This is a genomic window from Ignavibacteria bacterium, from assembly GCA_016707005.1.
Classification (GTDB): domain Bacteria; phylum Bacteroidota; class Ignavibacteria; order Kapaibacteriales; family Kapaibacteriaceae; genus UBA10438.
Genome location: JADJIQ010000001.1, coordinates 233358 through 253012, shown reverse-complemented (window position 1 = coordinate 253012; position 19655 = coordinate 233358). Strand labels below are relative to the sequence as shown.

The following is a 19655-nucleotide window of genomic DNA, read 5'->3' as shown; positions in this document are numbered from 1 at the left end:
AAAGGCATTTCTCATGCATGGACTATCTATGACGCATCACTTCCCAATCCAAGACCGATACAACAAGGACGCTCTGACAGTCCTGAGGGAAGAACTCCTCTCCGGTGATATCGATCGTCAGCGTGCTGCTGCTGCATGCATACGCGTCGGTATGGATGTACGCAAGATTGCTCGTCACTCTGATACTCAGGTAGCAGCAGATCTCAATGGTGTTGTGATTCAGGTAGATCCAGATTCGCCCCTTCTTCCGGACCTTACAGAACTGCTGGCACTGGCCGATGAGATCGTGCCGTTGTGAAGGGTAGGAGGCAGAATATTCTTGGCTCATCCCCCTTCCCCTTCTCATCCTGAGAAGGGGTGCCGGTTCGTGCTTTTCGTCACTTGTCATTTGCCATTACCCGAGGTCCCTCGTCACTTCGGGCACGGCATGCCGTGCCCCTACGCTCCTCGGGATGACGCGGCTGCATCGGAATTTCAGTAAAAAGAAACGGTAGCACCATCCCTGATGGTGCTACCGTTTCTCACTTGAACGATCACCGCGAGTTGCGTCATCCCGAGGAGCGGAGCGACGAGGGACCTAGACACGTTGACGATATGACCGAACGTCATTCCGTCACTTCGTCGCTTCGTCATTTCTTCCCGTATTTTGCGCCATGAAAACCTCCTCGTTCAACTCCGCAATTGAGCGCAATCTTGAATCGTGGTTGCGCTGGTCCTTTGCCATCGTCTACGTGTGGTTCGGAGCGCTGAAGCTGGTTGATCTGAGCCCTGCGCATGATCTGGTGGAACTCACACTGTCATGGTTGTCTGTGTCAACTATTGTGACGGTGCTGGGTGTGTGCGAGGTTATCCTTGGCCTGATGTTTCTCGTGCCCAAGCTCACGAAGATCACGCTTGTTCTTTTTGTGATCCATATGGCCGGCACGTTCATCCCAATTGTAGGGGGCTTGGCAGTTGCCTATACAGCCGTCCCCTACGGTCTCACCCTAGTGGGACAATACATCATCAAGAACTTGGTGTTCCTCGCCGCCGGCGCTGGGCTATGGTATCACTGGAAGAACCCCGACCCACTTTCAAAAGTTGAAAACAACAAGGTCAAAGAGACATCATAACACCACTAGTGTTTCGATACGAACATCTCTATCAGTCACGATGCGGACGATATATATTCCACTTGATAGTTCAGCCGTTGGGAACGATGAATTCGTTGTAGTAAGTACAAGTTTGCCAAACAGATCTCGCACCTCTTGCAAGACTACACTAGGTGAAGTCGTCAATGAAACTATAGAAGACCTTGTAGCTGGATTGGGATATAGGTTGAAGGCATGGAGTGATCCTACTACCTCAGTCTGCTCCGACGTTGTTGATTCACTTGCACGAATGGAGATCACTCTCTGGTTTTCACCGAATATCAGATATTGCTCGCCAATACGAACGGGCGCTCTGTAGAAATTTCTACCTAGTCCGGTAGTGCTACTTCCGCGAATCTTCACGGGCGTCACAAGACCGGAGACGAGATTGTACTCTACTATGTTCGATGTGAATGCGAAAGCGAGTATGGGACCGAAGTCCATCACGTCAAGCGTCTGCATGGACCATCCATCAAGCAATACTCGCAACTCTGCGATCTCATCGACTGAACCATCAATCATTCGAAGCCAGTGCAACCTGCCGGCCGTTGTTGGTCTGTCGTTAACTATGGTATCAACAGTTCGTGATAGTAGCACCCGATCCCCACGTATGAGGCTAATGCGCGGCACTGTCTCACCAGCTTCAGAACTCCTTGGAATGAGCCAGGACTGAGATGTGTTCTCATCCAGATCATAATAACACACAAAGGAAACTCTAATGGGGTCTCCACTGCGGTATCCTGTAACAACATACCAGAGGTCATTGCTCAGTCCTGCAGATACCTCGGTTATGGTGACCGAGTCGAGACTCGTTGGAACAGGAAGATCCTTACCAACTCCTTTGTGTATCACTATTGCGTTTGCAGAATGCCGTGCTCGGACGGTATCGTAATAGGCAAACCCATAGTGAAGGAAGACAGCACCCCTAAGCGTTGACCCTACCCTAAACACTCTGGTGTATTCTGGTTGATCTTGCAATTCAAACATCGACGTCCACGACGCACCGTCATCCGTTGAGCGTCGAACGATGCACGGACTTTCCGCTGCATAGACTGCCTCATCGGTGGCAGTGATAGCTACTGTCGAATTGGACATACGGCCTATGTTCACCCATGTACGGCCTGTGTCCTGGCTCTTCCGCAGGTCCACATAACTCAATACCCCATAAACGGAAGCCCTATTCATCGAATACAGTGATGGTCCTGATACAGCCATAGTCCGTTGCTCACCGATAGCTAACGTTGGCCATGGCAACGAAGAATCTCGCTCGGCTAGTGTTACAACAATCGTGTCTAACCTAGGCCGCTCGTCTGTTGATTGTTGGCGATAAACAGCCCCGGCTCCGAGCGCCGCGGTACTACCCAGCACGATGACCGTACCGTCCCTATGGGTGTGGGTAACTGCGAGTGGCACACCATCCCAGAATGCACCATCACTTGATTCTTCTTCGAGCCTACCTACGTCCCAAGATTTCCCACGATCGATCGACATCACGTATCGACACGGACCTTGCCCGCTGCCTGTGCTAAGCGAAGTATAGTAGTGTCCAACTACGATCCGACCGTCCTTGTCCATTGCCAAGTCGTACGTTTGATCTTGTCTATCGTACTGCCCTGTATCGACTCCTAAATACCGAACAAGCTCGGTACGGTACACCCAAGAATCGCCGTTGTTATGAGAGACCAAAAGAGTGCCTTTCATACCACCAACAACAAGCGTGTCACCTGATACGCGAAGTACGCTTGTATAGGCAAACGAGTCTGATGTTTGACGTTCCTGCCATACCAGTCCTCCGCTTGTAGCCGTCGCGAGAAAACCGCGCGAACCCACAACTGCTAGACGGCCTTCACGTTCATCTGCATCGAATAGCGTTACTCCGGGAAATGTTCGGAGTAATTGAACGGTTCCATCTGAGTGTATGGTGTACACACCACCGCTGCGGGAAACAATTACGACAGAGCCATCTGATTGCAGAACCTTCACAATCTTCGACGAATCAATAGCTGTTCTATTCCAGGTAAGACCCCGATCTTCAGAAGTCCACAAAGCCCCCTCTGCATCGCCTACATACCATTCGTCATCTGAGCCAACGGCAACGGCAGTTAACTCAACATTCCGCGGAATTCGGTGTCCTGTAAGCACCCTCCGTCTCAAATCATACAGGACATATCTTCCCTCATCAGAAGCTATGAAAAGCACATTCTCGTCAATTGATGCGCACGCAGACCACACGCTCCCAAAGGGGATCTCGCGGATTTGCTCTGCTGTTACCATTCGTTGAGCACGTACATCAAGGGTAACGAACAAGAGAACACAAAAGACGAGATTGCGCATCATCAATCCGCGCAGTGCGGAACGTTACAATTTGCAGGGGTAGGGTTCCAGGGTGCAATTCTTGTGGGGTCGCAGACGTTTCCAGGTACAGGAGACCACCAACTACTTGTCATATTGATAGCACCATTGGGCATATAGCAGAACTTGAGTTCTCGGCGACAACATATCTCATTGCAAGGTAGTGTTGTAACATACATTCCGCTACCACTCATTGATGCCATTAGTGAGTCGTAGTACGACCAGGGAAACAGTGGGTCGTATTCAATCACGTAACTGCCGCCTGCAGGCAACGTCCAACCAATAGCACGTTTGCTGCAGGAACCAGGCTTTGCTACGAAGTACGATGCTGTCGTCGGGCATGCAGGAGTCATTGATGGGTTGTTTGCGATGAACTGTTTGCGAGCAAAAGCTTCAACAGACAACCTATACAACAATGCGAACTGATCTACGATTTGCTGTCGCGTCATACATCCATGGGGTACAGTTTGGTCGAGGTACCATTGCCAATCCGCCATTTCAATTTGGTTGCAACGTATCCTCCCGAACGGCTTCACCATGACACTGCATGGCGGACTAGACTGCAATTGGACAAGAAACGCCGGGCCACTGAATTGAGCCCACTGACTCTGACAGGTATCCGGTGTTGGCCAAAAGCACCATTCAGATTGGGCGTACACTGAACCTGGTAAAAATCCGACAAAAATAGTTACCACCGTGGCGAGCAATGTCCGGATACGAGTCCAGTTTAGTGCAAGCGGCGAGCGGCGAAGGATATCCCATGCATGCCATTACCTCTTAAGAAAGTTGTGCTATGAACCTAATGTTTTAGCACACCACTTCCAAGAAATCTTCGCACCAAGCTACGGATTCAACACAATCCCTACCGGACAATGATCACTGCCCATCACGTCGCTGGAGATCCATGCATTTTTGAGAGCTGGACGAAGGTCTTCGGTAATCCAATGGTAGTCTATTCGCCAGCCTACATTGCGCTCGCGGGCTCGTGTTATCTGGTCCCAATAGGAGTAACAGTCTGGCTCATCTGGGTGGTACTCTCTAAAGGAGTCGAGCCAGTTCTGTGATGCCATTCTGTCGAGAATTGCTCGCTCTTCGGGTAGGAACCCTGTAGTCTTCTGGTTCTCCTTCGGTCTGGCAAGATCGATCTCCTTATGCGCAATATTGTAGTCGCCACAGACTACTATACGGCGACCTTCCATTCGTTGTTGAGCCCAGCGCTCCATCACTGCATCATAAAAGCGGAGCTTGAAGGGCACACGTTTGTTTCCAGATGATCCATTAGGGAAGTAGATGTTGTACAGCAGGAACGAACCGTAATCTATCTCAAGAATGCGTCCTTCTCCATCAAACTCTTCGATGCCGATCTTCTCGGTAACGTTCTCTGGTTTGATCTTCGACATCACTCCAACGCCGGAGTACCCGCTCTTGATGGAACATGAATGCCAGAAGGTGTGGTATCCGGCAAGGTTCTTCACCTCATCAGGGATCTTGTCCACGTCGGCCTTGGTCTCTTGAACGCAGATCACATCGGCCTTTGCCTCGGCCACCCAATCCAAGAATCCCTTCTTGTGACCGGCCCGAATGCCATTTACATTCCAACTGATGATCTTCATCGTCCGGCCTTGAGTTCTGTCATAGAAAAGAGAGCGAGGAGTTCGAATCCGGCATCGCGAAGTTTCTCTCGACCTCCCTGTTCACGATCGATAACGCAGACGACGTGGTCTGTGAGGGCGCCGAGTTGACGGAGATCGTTTCCACTGATGATCACCTGACCGCCACTCGTGATCACATCCTCTACGATCAACACGCGCTTGCCCGCTACGTCCGGACCTTCTGCAAGCTTACACGTGCCGTAGTCCTTGGCCTTCTTCCGCACAAACACAGCGGGGATTCCGGTGTGGAGCGAAAGCGCTGTAACGATGGCCAGTCCTCCCATCTCCAATCCGGCAAGGATCTCCGTCCCCTCCGGAATGAGCGCAGCCATCTTCTCCGCAATAGCAGCGAGGATCTTCGGATCGCTTTCAAACTGATACTTGTCGAAATATTCGTTGCTCGTGATCCCACTTCGTAGTAGAAACTCTCCGGTGAGATGGGCAACGTCGTAGATGGCGGTTGTCAGGGTTTCTCGTGTCATAGACGCAAACATAACGCAACAGCGGCGTCCGATATGGTCGAACGCCGCCGTGTGGAAAAGTGTTCTGAGCTGGTAAGGGGCTTTATGGCACCAGGACGATTCGACGGACAACTGTAGCCGATGGATGTTCGATCCTGACGAAGTACACGCCCGTAGCACCAAGATCCGACCCTTGGAGAGCAAAGGTGTGGTCGCCTGAAGGAAGGTCCTGTGCGCTATGCGAATACACGGTGCGACCCGACAGGTCATTTACGGTAACTCGTACGGTACCGGCAATGGCCGTGCTGACACGAACTGATGTGGTGGACGAGAATGGATTTGGCTCACAACGAACGGAAAGTCCGTTCTCGTTGGTTTCTCCAACCGAAGTTGGGTCTTCCCTGAAGACGCGAACCTCTGTCACATTCGAGAGATCGAGTCCGCACGAGTTCGTCACCACGCAGACATATCGCCCTGCATCCTGCGCAAAAGCCTTGTCCACCGTGTAGGTTGCTCCTGTTGCACCGGTGATGTTCCGTCCGTCCTTTGCCCACTGATACGTAACAGGAAGTGAACCGGACTCAACGTTCACAATAAGCGTAAAGCCTTTGCCTTCTTCTACACGGATAAGATCAGGAGAACCGCTACCAACCTTTGGCTTGATGATGCCACGCAAGGTGATCACGTCGCTCTCTACCACATATCCACAGGCACCGGATATACGGACACGATAGACTCCCGGCGTGCGCGACTCATAACGCGGAGCATCTGCAAGGGGGATCATCCGTCCGTCGCGATACCACTGATACGACAGGTTTTCACCTTCGGCGATCACATCGAGCTGGAAGAGGTTGCCTTCACACAACACGTCTGACGTTTCGCCATTCGGAGCGCTTGGTTGACGGATGATGGAAGGGGCTTGACGGACATTGATCATCACGGTGTTGGTGAACCTATTCACGCGAGATGGGAAGCCGGTTACCACACAGACGAACTGACGTGCATCGTCGGCTCTGACGCCGTTGATCCGCAACGTTGGACTCGATGTTCCCGAGAAACGTCCGCCATCTGCAAGGTCCGGACCGTTAATGTATCTCCACTGATATCCAACACCAGCATCACCACCAACGGATGTTCCGGCTGCACGCATCACTACAGTGTCACCAACGCAAACCGTTGTATCTCTCGGCTGCAGCGTGATGCTGACCACCGGTATGTACACCCGTGCGTCACGCGAACGCACAGTGCTGCAACCACCCGTTACCACACAGTAGTACTTGCCTGATGTGTCAGCAAACGATACATGCTTGATCGTAAGATTCTTGCTGGTTGCGCCCTGATACTTTGTACCGTTCGTGAGCGCTGTGCCTGCCTTGAACCACTGATAGGTCTCCCCTGCCGTGTTCGTTGCATCAACCGCGAGGTTTACGGTGATACCCGCATCGACTTGTGTGAGGACCTTTGGTTCAAGTGTGATCTTCGTCCGCTGGAATACGTTCACCTGTGTAGCACGTGGGGTAATGGTCATGCCCCCTGCTGCCGTTACCTTACAAGCATAACTTCCAGCGAATGTTGCGTTGATCACATCAACACTGTAACTGGATGACGTTGCACCGGCAATGTCAACACCATTCTTCGTCCACTGATACGTGAGCGATGGACCGGTTGCTGAAACCGTAAGTGTGAGCTTGTCCGGTATGCAGTGGTTGATCGTTGCTGCAGGGATCGTTCCGATACGCGGAATACGAACCTGATACGCACTCATCGTACCGCTGATCTCATTACCAGCAAGAAGCAGGTCGGTGTTGTTTGGACTCTCCGAAGCCGGAATGAACGTGATCACCTCACAACCAAGATCTCCAACGGTACCGTTGTCAACATTGGCGAGATTCGGCGTAACAGCAAGGTTTCGAGAGTTGATGTAGTCGATGTACTTCGGATCCACAACATCAGACACGTTGTACATAAACGTATGCCCGATACGCTCACAACCGATGAAGGCATAGGTGGAGTCGTTGATCAAGCCGGTTGTGATGGCTTCTGGTTCCGGACCCTTGTTGTCGGAACGGTCGTCCATTGAATTAGTTGTATGGCCGGCATTGAAGTTCGATGGATAGAATCCTGCTGTACGCGTTTCGAACTCATTGCCCGAATCGTAGACCAGATTGCCATCAACGTTCCAGATGGAGAATCCGCGTCCGCCTAGTGTGTACAGTTCATCGAAGTCGCCATCACCATCAATATCACCGAGAGTGGTTGTGATGTTCAGTCGACCAAGCTGCGGATTTGTCTTGAGAAGGGGCCATGCATTCGCAAGAAGTGTATCGAGGATCACCGTTGAAGCACTAACGCGTGCCTCTTCAATGAACGTACCCCATTCACGTGCATCACCTTCGTTGGCGGTAAGAAGGAAGTTCTCACCATTAACGGTAACGGCGGCAATGGCATCTGGTTGATACATTCCGTACACCGGCCAATTGCCGATCTTTACGGCGGCACCAGAACCAGCAGCATTATCGCGGTCACTTGGATCAAGGCCGTTTGGACGATCAAACGTGATGATACCAATAACGGGATTGTTGGTAGTGTTCACAGTGATGCTACCGTTCGGTGGATTCGGAAGGACCGAACCGCCAACACCGAAGTCGTTGTCATTGATAACAGCGATCGTGTTGGCGTTGATGCGCGTGATGCCTTCCACCTTATCCCAGCTACCGTAACCGGCCCCGGGAAGGTAGATCGACTTCTTCTTGCTTACCGGACGAATTCCAAGGGTGGCACATTCTGCGAAAGTAAGCGACTCAACGGTACGACCAGGTGCAAGCACCGGTGGATTCGTGAAGATGTTCGTTGCACCCTTGAGATTGATCTCAAAGACATACTTGCGAGCACGAAGCCCCGTAGCATCATCTCGTTCAACAACATAGAACTTGCCATTCCCGAGTGATGTGGCATCACCGATCTTATCGCACGAGAAGGCCTTTTCGAACATCGGATAGAGGTATTCGCCAACAACGGTCTTGGTAACGACGTTGAAGGCAACGATGCGACACCACGTGGAGGCCTTAGACGAGTTATCATTTGCCAGGTCGGGGTTATCGATCGGTGACTGAATGAAGGCATAAAGGATATCACCTTCAATGGCACACGCTTCAAATCCACGGTTTGCTCTGCGCGATGCATAGACACGAGGGAGTGTCTCATCTCCGTAGGTGCCCACAGGAGCACCAACAGATGCTGCTGTACCAGCAGGGATGTGCCGAGCGATGAGCGTACCGTTACTGTTGAAGTTATAGATGGCCGGACGGTATTCATCAACCATCCACCATGTACCGGCAGCATCTACAGAGATACCTTCGATATCGCCACCAAATGGATCGTTTGGCAGATCATTGCCGTTCAGGTCGATCGGCAGTTCGTCGGTGAACGCAATTCCCTGTCCGGCTGCCTGGAGATTCGGAAGACCCGAGATAGGTGTAACACCATCTGCACGATAGAGTTTTGTTCGCGAGAGAATCGTATACGCGCCAGTGACACGGTCGAGTTCAATGGCGAGCACCTCTGCCTGGAGATTCGGGAGTGCAAATGGACGTCGCAGCTGCCCACGCCATGTGAATGGTTCACCGTTTGGACCACGGTCTGGATGGGTAAGAAATCGAAGCTTGTTGGTGTCAGCGCCGTACCCCGTGAACCACAGACCCGAAAGTCCACCGAGAGAGATCGTCTGTCCGGCAGGCGTTGTACCGATCGACGGACGATTCGTCCATGGATAGTTCTTGGAGCGGGCAAGCCCCTTGCTATAGTCCTTGAATCCTAGAGCAGTGACACGAACGAGGCTAGCGTTTGCGATATCGATGGTTGCGATGGCATTGTTCTCTTGCAGCGTTATGTAGGCTGTAGATCCATCCGGTGAAATGGCTGCATACTCCGGCTCAAAGTCTTGTGCAACGGTTGCGTTGAGGCCGTAGATGCGAATGCCAAGAGCGCGCAATGAGTCTTGTTTGCCATTGAGCGAACGGAAGTCAACCGTCTGCACTGTTGGTGCATTTACATTGGCTACGTTGACGATGCTCACAGACCCTTCGGCATCGAAGGTGTAGTTGTTTTCAGGTTCACCCTCGTTACAAACGATCAATCGCTGACCATTTGGGGTAAAGGTTACCATGTCTGGCAGTGCGCCAACAGCAACGGAGCTCTTGAACGCACCGCTCATATCGAAGAACAACACCTTGCCAGGGTTGGACTTTGATGTAGCGTCCTCGAGAGCCACGGCCACTACGCCATTCTTAACGGCTACGCTGTTCACGATGCCATTGTAGGCTGTGAGGAGAACGTCGCGGATCAGTGATGGACTTGCAGGATTTGCTACATTGATGAACGAGATCTTGTTTCCGTTCGCATCAGAGATGATGGCTGTCTTGGAAGCTGGGTCGTATGTTACAACCTCGGCAGAGCCTTTGTCAAACGTTGCCGGACGTTGTGTGTGCCGCCCAAGGAACTGCATCACCTGTGCTGTTTGTGCAACAGTGATCATCGATGCCGTGAGCATGCAGATCAGGCTGACAACAAAAAAGAACCATCGATTCATGAACGACCTCGCTATGTTATACGTCGTGAAAGAGTACCGGCGCAAAACTCGGGGTCGTATGTTGGGTCAGCGTAATGTCCGTATCACCATTCTGTAACCATGTTAACGGGGTGTGAATGCATTACCTTATCATTATCGCAGCACTCTGCGGCATCGTAACCTCTTGCTCCAGCACAGACAGCTGTATCAAGGACATCACGGCCGACAACTTCTCCGTGAGCATCAGCAAGGGCATGTGTTTCGGCAAGTGTCCTGTCTATACGGGTACCGTAAAGGGCAACGGACAAGTGGTCTATGAAGGACGCACCAATGTCGATCTCAAGGGCACGTGGTTCGGAACCATTTCTAAGGACGATCTCTGCTCGCTGGTCACCATCATCCGCGAGAAGAAACTCCTCACACTGGACACCACCTTTCTGGACAATGTCCCGGATGCCCCCGTCACCACCATCACCATCACTGATATGGGGCGAACCAAAACGTTCTCATGGAACATCGGCACCCCAGAGCAACTACGCGATCTGGCAAGGATCATGGTGAATGTTACGCATGAAAACACAGCGTTAAGCCAGTAGTAATGCAGTTACTAGTTACTGGTTACTGGTTACTGAGTAACTATCGGCTACGAGCGCAACTGACATCAGCACTGTGTACAACAAATAGAACATTGCTGTGCCGGCGAGGGCTTTGTTGAGTTCGGCGCCGGTCCGTTTGAGGACCATTGATGCGAGGAAGAGTCCGTACGGCAGGGAGACCAGTGGAAGCCAGAGCCAGGGGCCGCGGTCTTGGCTGAGAACGTACGACGGAACGATGACGGCTGCGAGCATAAAGGCTGCGTAGAGTCTGCGGGCTGATGTTGAACCGATACGCACGGCGAATGTGCGTTTGCCTACCTCGGCATCGGTTGGGATGTCTCGAATGTTGTTCACAGCGAGAATGTTTGCGGCAAGGAAGCCGGGCCCAAGCGCTACGATGAAGGAGTCTGCACTCCATACACAGGCATGCACATAGTAGGTGCCGACCACTGCGATGAGTCCAAAGAAGACGAAGGCCGCGGCATCACCGAGACCATGATACGCCAAGGGAAACGGTCCGCCTGTGTAGGCCCATGCAGCGATGAGGCAGGCTACGCCGATAAGGAGGATCTCCCATCCGGCTCTGAAGACAAGGGGCTGACCTATCACGAACGCTGCAACGATGACCATCAGCGACACGTTGCGCATGGAGCGAGCGCTGATCAGACCTGAGCTCACGGCACGTAATGGTCCAACACGTTTCGCATCGGCACCACGCTTTGCGTCTTCGAGGTCATTGATGAGGTTCGATGAGATTTGAATGAGTGCTGCGCAGATCAACAGCAGCGGCAGGCTTGGCCAATGCACGGTTCCATCGGCCACGGCCAAGGCCGTAGCAAGGATAACCGGTGCGGCGCTTGCGATGAGCGACCACGGACGAACCGCCATGATCCAGACGTTCACAGTGCCCGCACCGTACCAACGTAGAGAAAGGCGATGCCACCGGTGAGTGAACGATACCGACAGTCAACGAGACGTCCGGTGCTCTTCATGAGTTCAAGAAACTCTTCTCGACACGGAAAGGCGGCTGCGGTCTTGGGCAGGTACTCATATGCTTCGCGATGTCCGGTCACCAATCCACCGATGAAGGGGATGATGTTCTTGCTATACCAGCGATACGTCAAGCCCATCAAACCGTTTGGCTGACCGAACTCCAGCACTACAACGCGGCCTCCAGGACGCACAACACGTGCCATCTCGCCGAGTGCCACTGCCGGCGTATCCACGTTGCGGATCCCAAAGGAGATGCTTGCTACGTCGAACGTTGCATCTGCATACGGCAACTTCATCGCATCGGCCACTTCGAACTCTACGTTGAGCCCCTTTCTCTGAGCCTTTGCAGGGGCGAAGGACAACATATCGGCGTTGAAGTCGGTCCCCACAACACGTCCTGTTGGACCAACAGCACGCTTGAACGCCAGGGCGAGGTCGCCCGTACCGGTGGCACAATCAAGAACATGTCCGCCCGGCTTTGCACCACTTTCCTTCACGGTCAGAGACCGCCATGCGTGATGCACACCGAGCGAAAGGATGGAATTTGCGAGGTCGTACCTCGGAGCGATGTCCGAGAACATCGTATGAACAGCTTCACTCATGCTGCAAAGATACGGTTGACGGTGTTCCACGCGCCGAGCATCACAGCCGGAGTGCCTTGTCCGGGAAAGACGCTATCGCCGATCATGTACAATCCGTGGAACGGCGTCCGGTTCGGAGGCATGAAGATCATCGGTCGATTGATGGAGTGTGGTAAGCCCCCTACAAAACCTTTGAACCGACTGGTATACCGCTCCCACGTGTGCGGTGTGCCACCACTGACCATGATTGGTGTGAGGCCGGCACACTCGGGCATGCGACGTTGGATCACGTCGAGAATGGCAGTCATCACTGTCGCCCGCTTCTCATCATGTTGGGTTGGGGAAAGCCCCGTCCAATCCTCTGATCGAGTGTGAGTGCTGACGGTCACAGTGGTGTGTCCAGCAGGGGCCTTCTCTCTGTCATCAGGGTGTGAAAACGTGAGGAAGATCGATGAGGCATGGACTCCGGAAATGGGTCGATCGAGATGGAGCTGAACGTATTGACTCGATAGCTTCGGTACTCCCTCGAGCGCGAAGTACATTGAGAAGGCACACCACGAATCTGCATTTCGTGTTGACAGCGATTCGAAATAGCGTTGTGTTTTTCCGGTGGTGAGACTCGACATGTTCCAGATCGGAACAGATGAGATCACGGTTGATGCTTCGTACGTTTCACCGTTCGCGCAACGAACGCTCCACCGTCCCGACGGAAGTTGATCGATGGATGTGACCATTCGTCGGAACTTCATCTGCGCGCCGTGTGCAGTGGCATGTCGCATCAGCATCAAGGCCGGACGATACATTCCGCCCATTGGGTAATACGTTTCACTCGGATAGGTAAGCCCCATAGCCGCTGTTAGGTAGGGGGCTTTATCAGATGTGTTCTGTGTACTGATCAGAAGTTGTTCGTTGATGAAGTCAACAAACGTGCTATCTGAATCAACGCGATACTTGCGCATCAACGACGAAGCAGAACGGAAGAGTCCAGGCACCATTGGCAACTGTTTGATGGAACGCACATTCACCATCTCTGCCCAATCACGTGCGGTTGTTGGCGGCAATGACGGTTGATCATTCACCATCGACCAGACCTTGCGCTCAAGTGCGTATTGTCTCTCCCAATACCCTCGTTGATCTCCATGCGGGAAGTGTTTGGCGATCTCATCGATCCACTTCTCCGGCGCTGCATGACGGACTACGTCGCGGTCTTTCATGCGAATGAGCATCCCCGGATCCTGCTTCACCAGCTCCGGTTGAAGTCCAAGGTGGGCAAACACCCTCCCCGCCGGTTGCGATGGCAACACTCCGCTGAACGTTGTTGCTCCCACATCGAATGTATACCCTCCGGTCCGAAAGAAGGAAGCACATCCACCCAGCGTTTCGTGACCTTCCAATACGGTGACCGCCCTGCCCTCGTGAGCAAGAAGCGCAGCTGCTGTGAGTCCGGCGTAGCCGGCCCCAAGTACAAGGAAGTCTGTTGAGTGTGTCACAATGCCAGCAACATATGGCAGGGGGCTGGGGTTCCGAGGTGAATTTCCGATCCCTCCACGCTCACAGGTCCCTCGTCGCTCCGCTCCTCGGGATGACGCTCCTTCACAAAACACTTTGGACGGCGTCATCCCGAGGAGCGGAGCGACGAGGGACCTAGGCAGGCATGACGTCATTCCCTAACTTCCGCCATGCTCGCTACAACCATTGCCTCAGCCCTACTCCTCATGCTTTCCTTCTGCACGGCTGCGCCTGCTGTCTCTGCCGGCACGGACCGTGAGGGCAAGGAACATCTTCTGCGTCGATTCGAGGAGATGCGCAAACGCAGGGTCCCGCGTGGTGGTGTTTTGGATGCGAACGTGCGTTCTGTTGCCATTGATGCGGTGCAGCGGAAAGCCCCTTCCAAGCTTGATGTTGATGTGCTTGCAGAGCAGCCGCAGTGGACGGTGCTTGGACCACGGTCAACGGCCGGACGGATCAAGTCGATCGTCTGTGATCCTACAAGATCGAATGTGATCTACATCGGTGCGGCATCAGGCGGCGTGTGGAAGAGTACGGATGGTGGACTCTCGTGGACGCCGATCATGGACGATGCCAATGCCATCGCAATGGGCGCACTATGCATCGCACCGGATGATCCCAACACGATCTATGCAGGGACCGGCGAGCAGGTGGTTGGTGCCAACATCTATCTCGGTGGAGGTTTGATGCGCTCTACCGATCAAGGGGCTTCATGGTCTGTGGTTGGTTTAACATCCGTTGGCTCATTCTCGCGTGTGATCATTCCGCCATCTTCCCCATCAACGATCATTGCCGCAGGGATGAATGAGCAAGCTGGTGTTTGGAAGAGCCTTGACAAAGGCCTTACCTGGCAGCGTTTGTATCAAGGGCAGATCTATGATCTCACAATGCACGCTACGGATCCGAACTCCATGTTCATTGCGGTGCCGGATAGTGGCATCATGTCCACAACGGACGGCGGGACTACGTGGCAACGACGTATGAGCGGACTGGTCGGATCGGTTGGACGTGCATCGGTGCAGCAGGCAACGACCGATCCAAACATCCTCTACACGTTGATGGAGATGAACTCACTCGCACTCATTGCGAAGTCGACAGATAAGGGGCTCACCTGGCGTATTCAATATCAAGATCTGCAAGGGTGTTTCTTCTCCGGTGCCTGCGTGCCTAAGTCGAGCCAAGGGTTCTACGACAACTGTTTGGCCATCGACCCTCGTAATGCAGATCATGTGATCGCCGGCGGAATCGACCTCTACATGACGCGTGATGGTGGCAGCACCTGGATCAATACCACGGATGGATACAGTGACGGTGATGGGAACGGTCATCCGCATGTGGATCAACACTGTATCGCATTCGATCCGCTCGACCCAGAAGTGGTCTATGTAGGGAATGATGGTGGGATGATGCGCAGTGCCGATGGTGGAACATCGTATCAACCGATCAACAATGGCTTGAGTGTGTCGCAGTTTTATGCGTTTGATGTGGATCGTGAAACGCGCGGTCGACTCTTTGGCGGCACGCAAGACAACGGAACTCTTGGAACAAATGGTGATGCCGAGTGGGATTCACTCAATGGCGGCGATGGCATGACCACGTTGCTCGATCCATCCAACAGCAATGTTCTCTACGGCAGTGGTCCGGACGGAGATCTGTTCAGGATCAGAATCGCTCAACAATCTGTTGCCCGTATCACCGTTGGCATTGATCTCAAAGAAGAATCAGAATGGGTTGCCCCTATCGCCATTCATCCGTCGATCCCGGCAACCCTACTCACCGGACGTGAACGCGTCTACATGAGCGATAACAACGGCGACTCATGGCGCCCCATATCACCTCGTTTCTCGCATACAGTAACATCGATCGCCGTCTCCCCTGCCGATGATGATCTCTTCTGGGCCGTTGGGTCGTACGGCGATGTTGTTCGTTCTACAGATTTCGGCGCGTCCTGGACATCGGTCCACAAAGCCCCCTTGAGTCTCTTGTACATCAGCGACATCGCCTGTGCACGGAACGATCGCAACGTTGCATGGATCACGTACTCCTCCTACGGAACGTCCCAGGTCTGGAAAACAACTGACCTCGGTGAATCATGGTGGCCGGTGTGGAATCACATGCCGAACGTTCCCGTGAATACCATCGTTCTTCATCCTGATGATGACGAGGTAGCCTTTGTTGGAACGGACATCGGTGTCTTTGCAACCTATGATGGCGGTAGAAGCTGGTCGCAGTTTGGTGTTGGCCTTCCGCGTTCACCGGTACTTGATCTCAAGGCCGATAAAACATTCTCCTACCTGCGTGCTGCAACACATGGACGATCCGTATGGGAAGCACCACTGTTGAAGATCATTCCAACCGATCCCATGTTCGTCGTGCCCGCAGGTGGTGAACGGTTCGTTCCGCAGAATCCTGTTTTTCTGTCATGGAAGGGGCTTACCGCCCCCTACAATGTCTTCTACAGCATCAATGACGGACAGACGTGGCTTCCGATCACGACGAATGATCCGTCAGACAGGATCCGATGGATCGTCCCTAACTCGCCAACAGCAACGGCACGCATTCGAGTGACATCAGCAACAGCCCCCTTCACATCGATCGATAGCAAGTCCTTCTCCATCGTTGCCTTAAAGCCGGGTGTTGTGCTTGGGAACTATGCGTGTTCGTGGACGGCATATGGACTTGCAACCGATGGTGGCAACGGACTCTGGACAACGGACATTCACAGCAACAAACTCTACAAGTTCTCACGAGACCTAGGGATGTTGATGAATATCATCACCATCAAGGGAGCCGGTGACAGTCTCTTTACGGATCTCTCGTTCGATCGTGACAGTGGGCTCATCTACGTTCACAGACTTGATGATTACGACGGTACATCAACAACGGTGTTTGTGATCGATACGTTCGGAACAGTGAAGCGGTCGTTTCCATCTCAAGCACGCCGATATGGCGTTGGTTTGGAGTACATCAATGGTGATCTCTACGGAAGCGAGCGTGACGGAGAACAACGGATCGTGATCATGGATCCCATTACCGGTGCACTTCGTTCATCAATATCGAATCCATTTCGATCAACATTTGGTCCACGAGGAATTGCAGCTGACGGTCTCGGCAATCTCGTCCAAGCACACACAGCATTTCCACCAGCCGGGGTTAAACTTTCAACGGCTGTTGTCGCTGAGATACCATTGTCCGATCTCTCTCAGATCACGGAGACCCTCCTCCTCGAAAATCGTAAGGGGCTTATCAATGCACGCGGTATCGAGATCGACCAACGTGATCAGTCCATGTGGGTCAGTGATATCGATGGTGTGATCTGGAAGATCGCCGGTATGAACTACGTGCCCCCTACCACCTCCGTCGATCAGACCGATATAGCGAGGAGCAGCGTCGTGGTTGCCCCACACCCCATTACCACTGCGGCAATGTTCACGATCTCCCCAATCGGAACAGATCGCATTCTCTCCTTGGAGATCGTGGACGTAACAGGTCGTATCGTTCACACACTCCCCGCCCTCACTCAATCGTCCGATTTTCCAGTGACCTTCCGCCTTCATGCCGGCACCCTGGCCGGCGGAACATATCTGCTTCGCTCATCCAACACCAGCACTTCTCAAATCCATCACATGTTCATCGTAACCCCGTAACCCCGTAACTCCGTAACTTTCCTCCATGCAGCACATCGTTCTCTCCATCGTCACCATGAGTATCGTCTGGTTTGCGTGGATCAATTTCAAGAAGATCGGTCGACTCAGGGCCGTGGATATTGACCTAACTGACGAAGAGCGCCAACGTCAGCAGATGACCTATATCATGCGCATCGTGGCCTGCCTTCTCTCCCTCGCGATCCTTCCCTTTCTGTTCACCGTGTTAACAGATCTATGAACGAACCCGTGAAGAAGGTCCTTCCTCCATCGGCCGGAGCAACTGCGGAACGTGAGTTCCTCGACGGGCCACACTCTCGATGGCGCGAGTTTCGATTTGTGCTCAGGGTCTTGCGCGAGTTCATTCGCGGGTTCCGCGTCCTGCACTTCCTCGGACCATGTATCACAGTCTTCGGCTCTGCCCGTTTTCCGGAAGGGCACGAGTATTACGAGAAGGCCCGTGCGGTTGGCGGACGTTTGGCAGAGATGGGCTTTACGGTCTTAACAGGGGGCGGTCCGGGTATTATGGAAGCCGCTAACCGTGGAGCTAAAGAAGCCGGCGGCCAGAGTGTTGGGCTTAACATTGAGCTACCGTTTGAGCAGAACGCCAATCCATGGCTCGACCTGATGATCGAGTTCGAGCACTTCTTCGTTCGGAAGGTGATGCTCGTGAAATACTCCCTTGGTTTTGTGGTGATGCCCGGTGGTTTTGGGACGATGGATGAGCTGTTTGAAGCCGTTACGCTGATGCAGACCAAGAAGATCACCCACTTTCCGGTGGTGATCATCGGCAAGGACTACTATCAAGAGATGATGCGCACCATGGCCGACACGATGCTGAAGTATGGAACGATCTCTCCAAACGATCTCGACCACTTCTTCGTAACGGACAGTCTTGATGAAGCAGAGGACTTCCTTCGCAAGCGCGTCGTGAAACGTTTCGGTCTCAAACAACAGCTCTTCATCCCTCGCTCATGAACGTCTGCGTGTATTGCGGCTCTCGCAGCGGCACGGATCCTGCCTTCGAAGAGGCTGCCCGTGCGGTTGGACTCGCCATTGCAGAACGCGGTTGGAGTTTGATCTATGGTGGGGGCAACATTGGTCTGATGGGCACAGTGGCTCGCACGGCCTTGGAGAACGGGGCTACCGTGACCGGGATCATTCCTACGTTCCTCGCCACCAAGGAGATCGCTCTCGCAGATTGCACGGAGCTTATTGAGGTGGAATCCATGCATATCCGCAAGGCACTGATGATCGAGCGTTCGGATCTGCTCGTCGCTCTTCCGGGTGGGTTTGGAACACTTGATGAGCTCTTTGAGGCGCTCACCTGGAGACAGATCCGACTCCACGCACGTCCCCTCGGACTACTGAACGTCAAAGGGTATTACGACCCTCTTGTTGCGATGATCGATCGAATGCGCTCAGACGGATTCGTGCAGGATCGCCATGCCTCCCTGCTACATGTTTCCGATGACGTGAATGAACTCTTCGATACTCTAGCATTGATCACAACGAGTCAGTTCGGAGACCACCTCGATCTTGTATGACGCCCCTCCCAAGAAATAATAAAGGGTCAGTGTGTGAACACTGACCCTTTTTCGTTTTCTAAACCGATATCAGAAGGTTTACTTCTTCGGTGCCTTGAGCTTGATGTCACCGATGAACGGGAGCTTCTCTTGGATAGCAAGCTTCACCGATACGTTGATATAGGATTCGATCTGAAGCCACTGAGCTGCAACCATTGGGGATGCGGCCTTCTTGATCTTGTTGTAGTATGACTCCATAAGATCGTGCTGGTCTGCATCAAGCTCCAGAGCATCATCCATCAGGTCGTTGAGCTCTTCGTTCGAAAGAGCAGGATACTTTGACACAAATGACTGGATGATCGTGATGCGTTGCTTTCCGAGATCCTTGCGGTCCGACTCATACTTCTCGTACAACGGCCAGAATCCAACGGAGTCCGTTGGCGTCATCTTGATCACCTGCGTGATGATGGCCCGCTTTTCCATTCCAAAGAGATTCTGCACAATGGCGATCTCTTCCGTTGAGAGCTGAGCGTACGAAGTAAGAGCCGATCCGACGAGGATCATACAAGAGAGAACGAGAATACGCATTGGTCTGACCTGTTTTGAGTAATGAAAATTCGACGCAAAGCTACGACATCACCTTC

The 19655-nt window shown here is 52.9% G+C and carries 15 protein-coding genes; 7 read left to right on the top strand and 8 right to left on the bottom strand.

Going from position 1 to position 19655, the window contains the following annotated elements:
• Positions 1–28 precede the first annotated feature (28 nt).
• Positions 29–298: a hypothetical protein gene (locus IPI29_01130; GenBank protein ID MBK7411144.1), complete on the top strand. Its 270-nt coding sequence runs from the start codon at positions 29–31 to the stop codon at positions 296–298.
• Between the two features lie 355 nt (positions 299–653).
• Positions 654–1112 carry a hypothetical protein gene (locus tag IPI29_01125; GenBank protein ID MBK7411143.1) on the top strand — a complete coding sequence of 153 codons (459 nt, stop codon included), beginning with the start codon at positions 654–656 and terminating at the stop codon, positions 1110–1112.
• Here IPI29_01125 and IPI29_01120 read toward each other — a convergent pair.
• The 4 genes from IPI29_01120 to IPI29_01105 all read right to left on the bottom strand — a co-directional run bounded on the left by IPI29_01120 (position 1107) and on the right by IPI29_01105 (position 10183).
• Entirely contained in the window at positions 1107–3464 is a 2358-nt protein-coding gene (locus tag IPI29_01120; GenBank protein ID MBK7411142.1) for a T9SS type A sorting domain-containing protein, read from the bottom strand. The genes IPI29_01125 and IPI29_01120 overlap by 6 nt on opposite strands.
• An 860-nt stretch (positions 3465–4324) precedes the next feature.
• Positions 4325–5095 (bottom strand): exodeoxyribonuclease III, encoded by a 771-nt coding sequence (xth, locus tag IPI29_01115; GenBank protein MBK7411141.1) that lies wholly within the window; start codon positions 5093–5095, stop codon positions 4325–4327.
• Positions 5092–5616 carry an orotate phosphoribosyltransferase gene (gene pyrE / locus IPI29_01110; GenBank protein ID MBK7411140.1) on the bottom strand — a complete coding sequence of 175 codons (525 nt, stop codon included), beginning with the start codon at positions 5614–5616 and terminating at the stop codon, positions 5092–5094. The genes xth and pyrE overlap by 4 nt, the downstream gene beginning before the upstream one ends.
• 82 nt (positions 5617–5698) lie before the next feature.
• Positions 5699–10183 (bottom strand): esterase-like activity of phytase family protein, encoded by a 4485-nt coding sequence (locus IPI29_01105; GenBank protein ID MBK7411139.1) that lies wholly within the window; start codon positions 10181–10183, stop codon positions 5699–5701.
• Between the two features lie 116 nt (positions 10184–10299).
• On the opposite strand from IPI29_01105, the gene IPI29_01100 reads away from it, so the two are divergent.
• Complete coding sequence (locus IPI29_01100) at positions 10300–10758, top strand: hypothetical protein (protein MBK7411138.1); 459 nt, start codon at positions 10300–10302, stop codon at positions 10756–10758.
• Between the two features lie 15 nt (positions 10759–10773).
• Here IPI29_01100 and IPI29_01095 read toward each other — a convergent pair whose 3' ends face one another.
• Genes IPI29_01095 through IPI29_01085 form a run of 3 tightly spaced genes read right to left on the bottom strand, consistent with a single transcriptional unit; the run spans position 10774 to position 13822 of the window.
• Positions 10774–11661 carry a 1,4-dihydroxy-2-naphthoate polyprenyltransferase gene (locus IPI29_01095; GenBank protein ID MBK7411137.1) on the bottom strand — a complete coding sequence of 296 codons (888 nt, stop codon included), beginning with the start codon at positions 11659–11661 and terminating at the stop codon, positions 10774–10776.
• Positions 11658–12353, bottom strand: a complete 696-nt coding sequence (ubiE, locus tag IPI29_01090) for a bifunctional demethylmenaquinone methyltransferase/2-methoxy-6-polyprenyl-1,4-benzoquinol methylase UbiE (protein MBK7411136.1) — start codon at positions 12351–12353, stop codon at positions 11658–11660. The genes IPI29_01095 and ubiE overlap by 4 nt, the downstream gene beginning before the upstream one ends.
• Positions 12350–13822, bottom strand: coding sequence for an FAD-dependent oxidoreductase (locus IPI29_01085; GenBank protein ID MBK7411135.1), 1473 nt, complete (start codon positions 13820–13822; stop codon positions 12350–12352). The genes ubiE and IPI29_01085 overlap by 4 nt, the downstream gene beginning before the upstream one ends.
• Before the next feature lie 189 nt (positions 13823–14011).
• Here IPI29_01085 and IPI29_01080 point away from each other — a divergent pair, with 189 nt between their 5' ends.
• Genes IPI29_01080 through IPI29_01065 form a run of 4 tightly spaced genes read left to right on the top strand, consistent with a single transcriptional unit; the run spans position 14012 to position 19032 of the window.
• The gene (locus IPI29_01080; GenBank protein MBK7411134.1) at positions 14012–17488 is read left to right on the top strand and encodes a hypothetical protein; all 3477 of its coding nucleotides are present in this window, start codon (positions 14012–14014) and stop codon (positions 17486–17488) included.
• 25 nt (positions 17489–17513) lie between these two features.
• Positions 17514–17726: a hypothetical protein gene (locus IPI29_01075; protein ID MBK7411133.1), complete on the top strand. Its 213-nt coding sequence runs from the start codon at positions 17514–17516 to the stop codon at positions 17724–17726.
• Complete coding sequence (locus IPI29_01070; protein ID MBK7411132.1) at positions 17723–18463, top strand: TIGR00730 family Rossman fold protein; 741 nt, start codon at positions 17723–17725, stop codon at positions 18461–18463. Before IPI29_01075 ends, IPI29_01070 begins: the two co-directional genes overlap by 4 nt.
• Positions 18460–19032, top strand: coding sequence for a TIGR00730 family Rossman fold protein (locus IPI29_01065; protein MBK7411131.1), 573 nt, complete (start codon positions 18460–18462; stop codon positions 19030–19032). Before IPI29_01070 ends, IPI29_01065 begins: the two co-directional genes overlap by 4 nt.
• A 78-nt stretch (positions 19033–19110) precedes the next feature.
• Here IPI29_01065 and IPI29_01060 read toward each other — a convergent pair whose 3' ends face one another.
• Positions 19111–19599 (bottom strand): hypothetical protein, encoded by a 489-nt coding sequence (locus tag IPI29_01060; GenBank protein ID MBK7411130.1) that lies wholly within the window; start codon positions 19597–19599, stop codon positions 19111–19113.
• Positions 19600–19655: the final 56 nt, after the last annotated feature.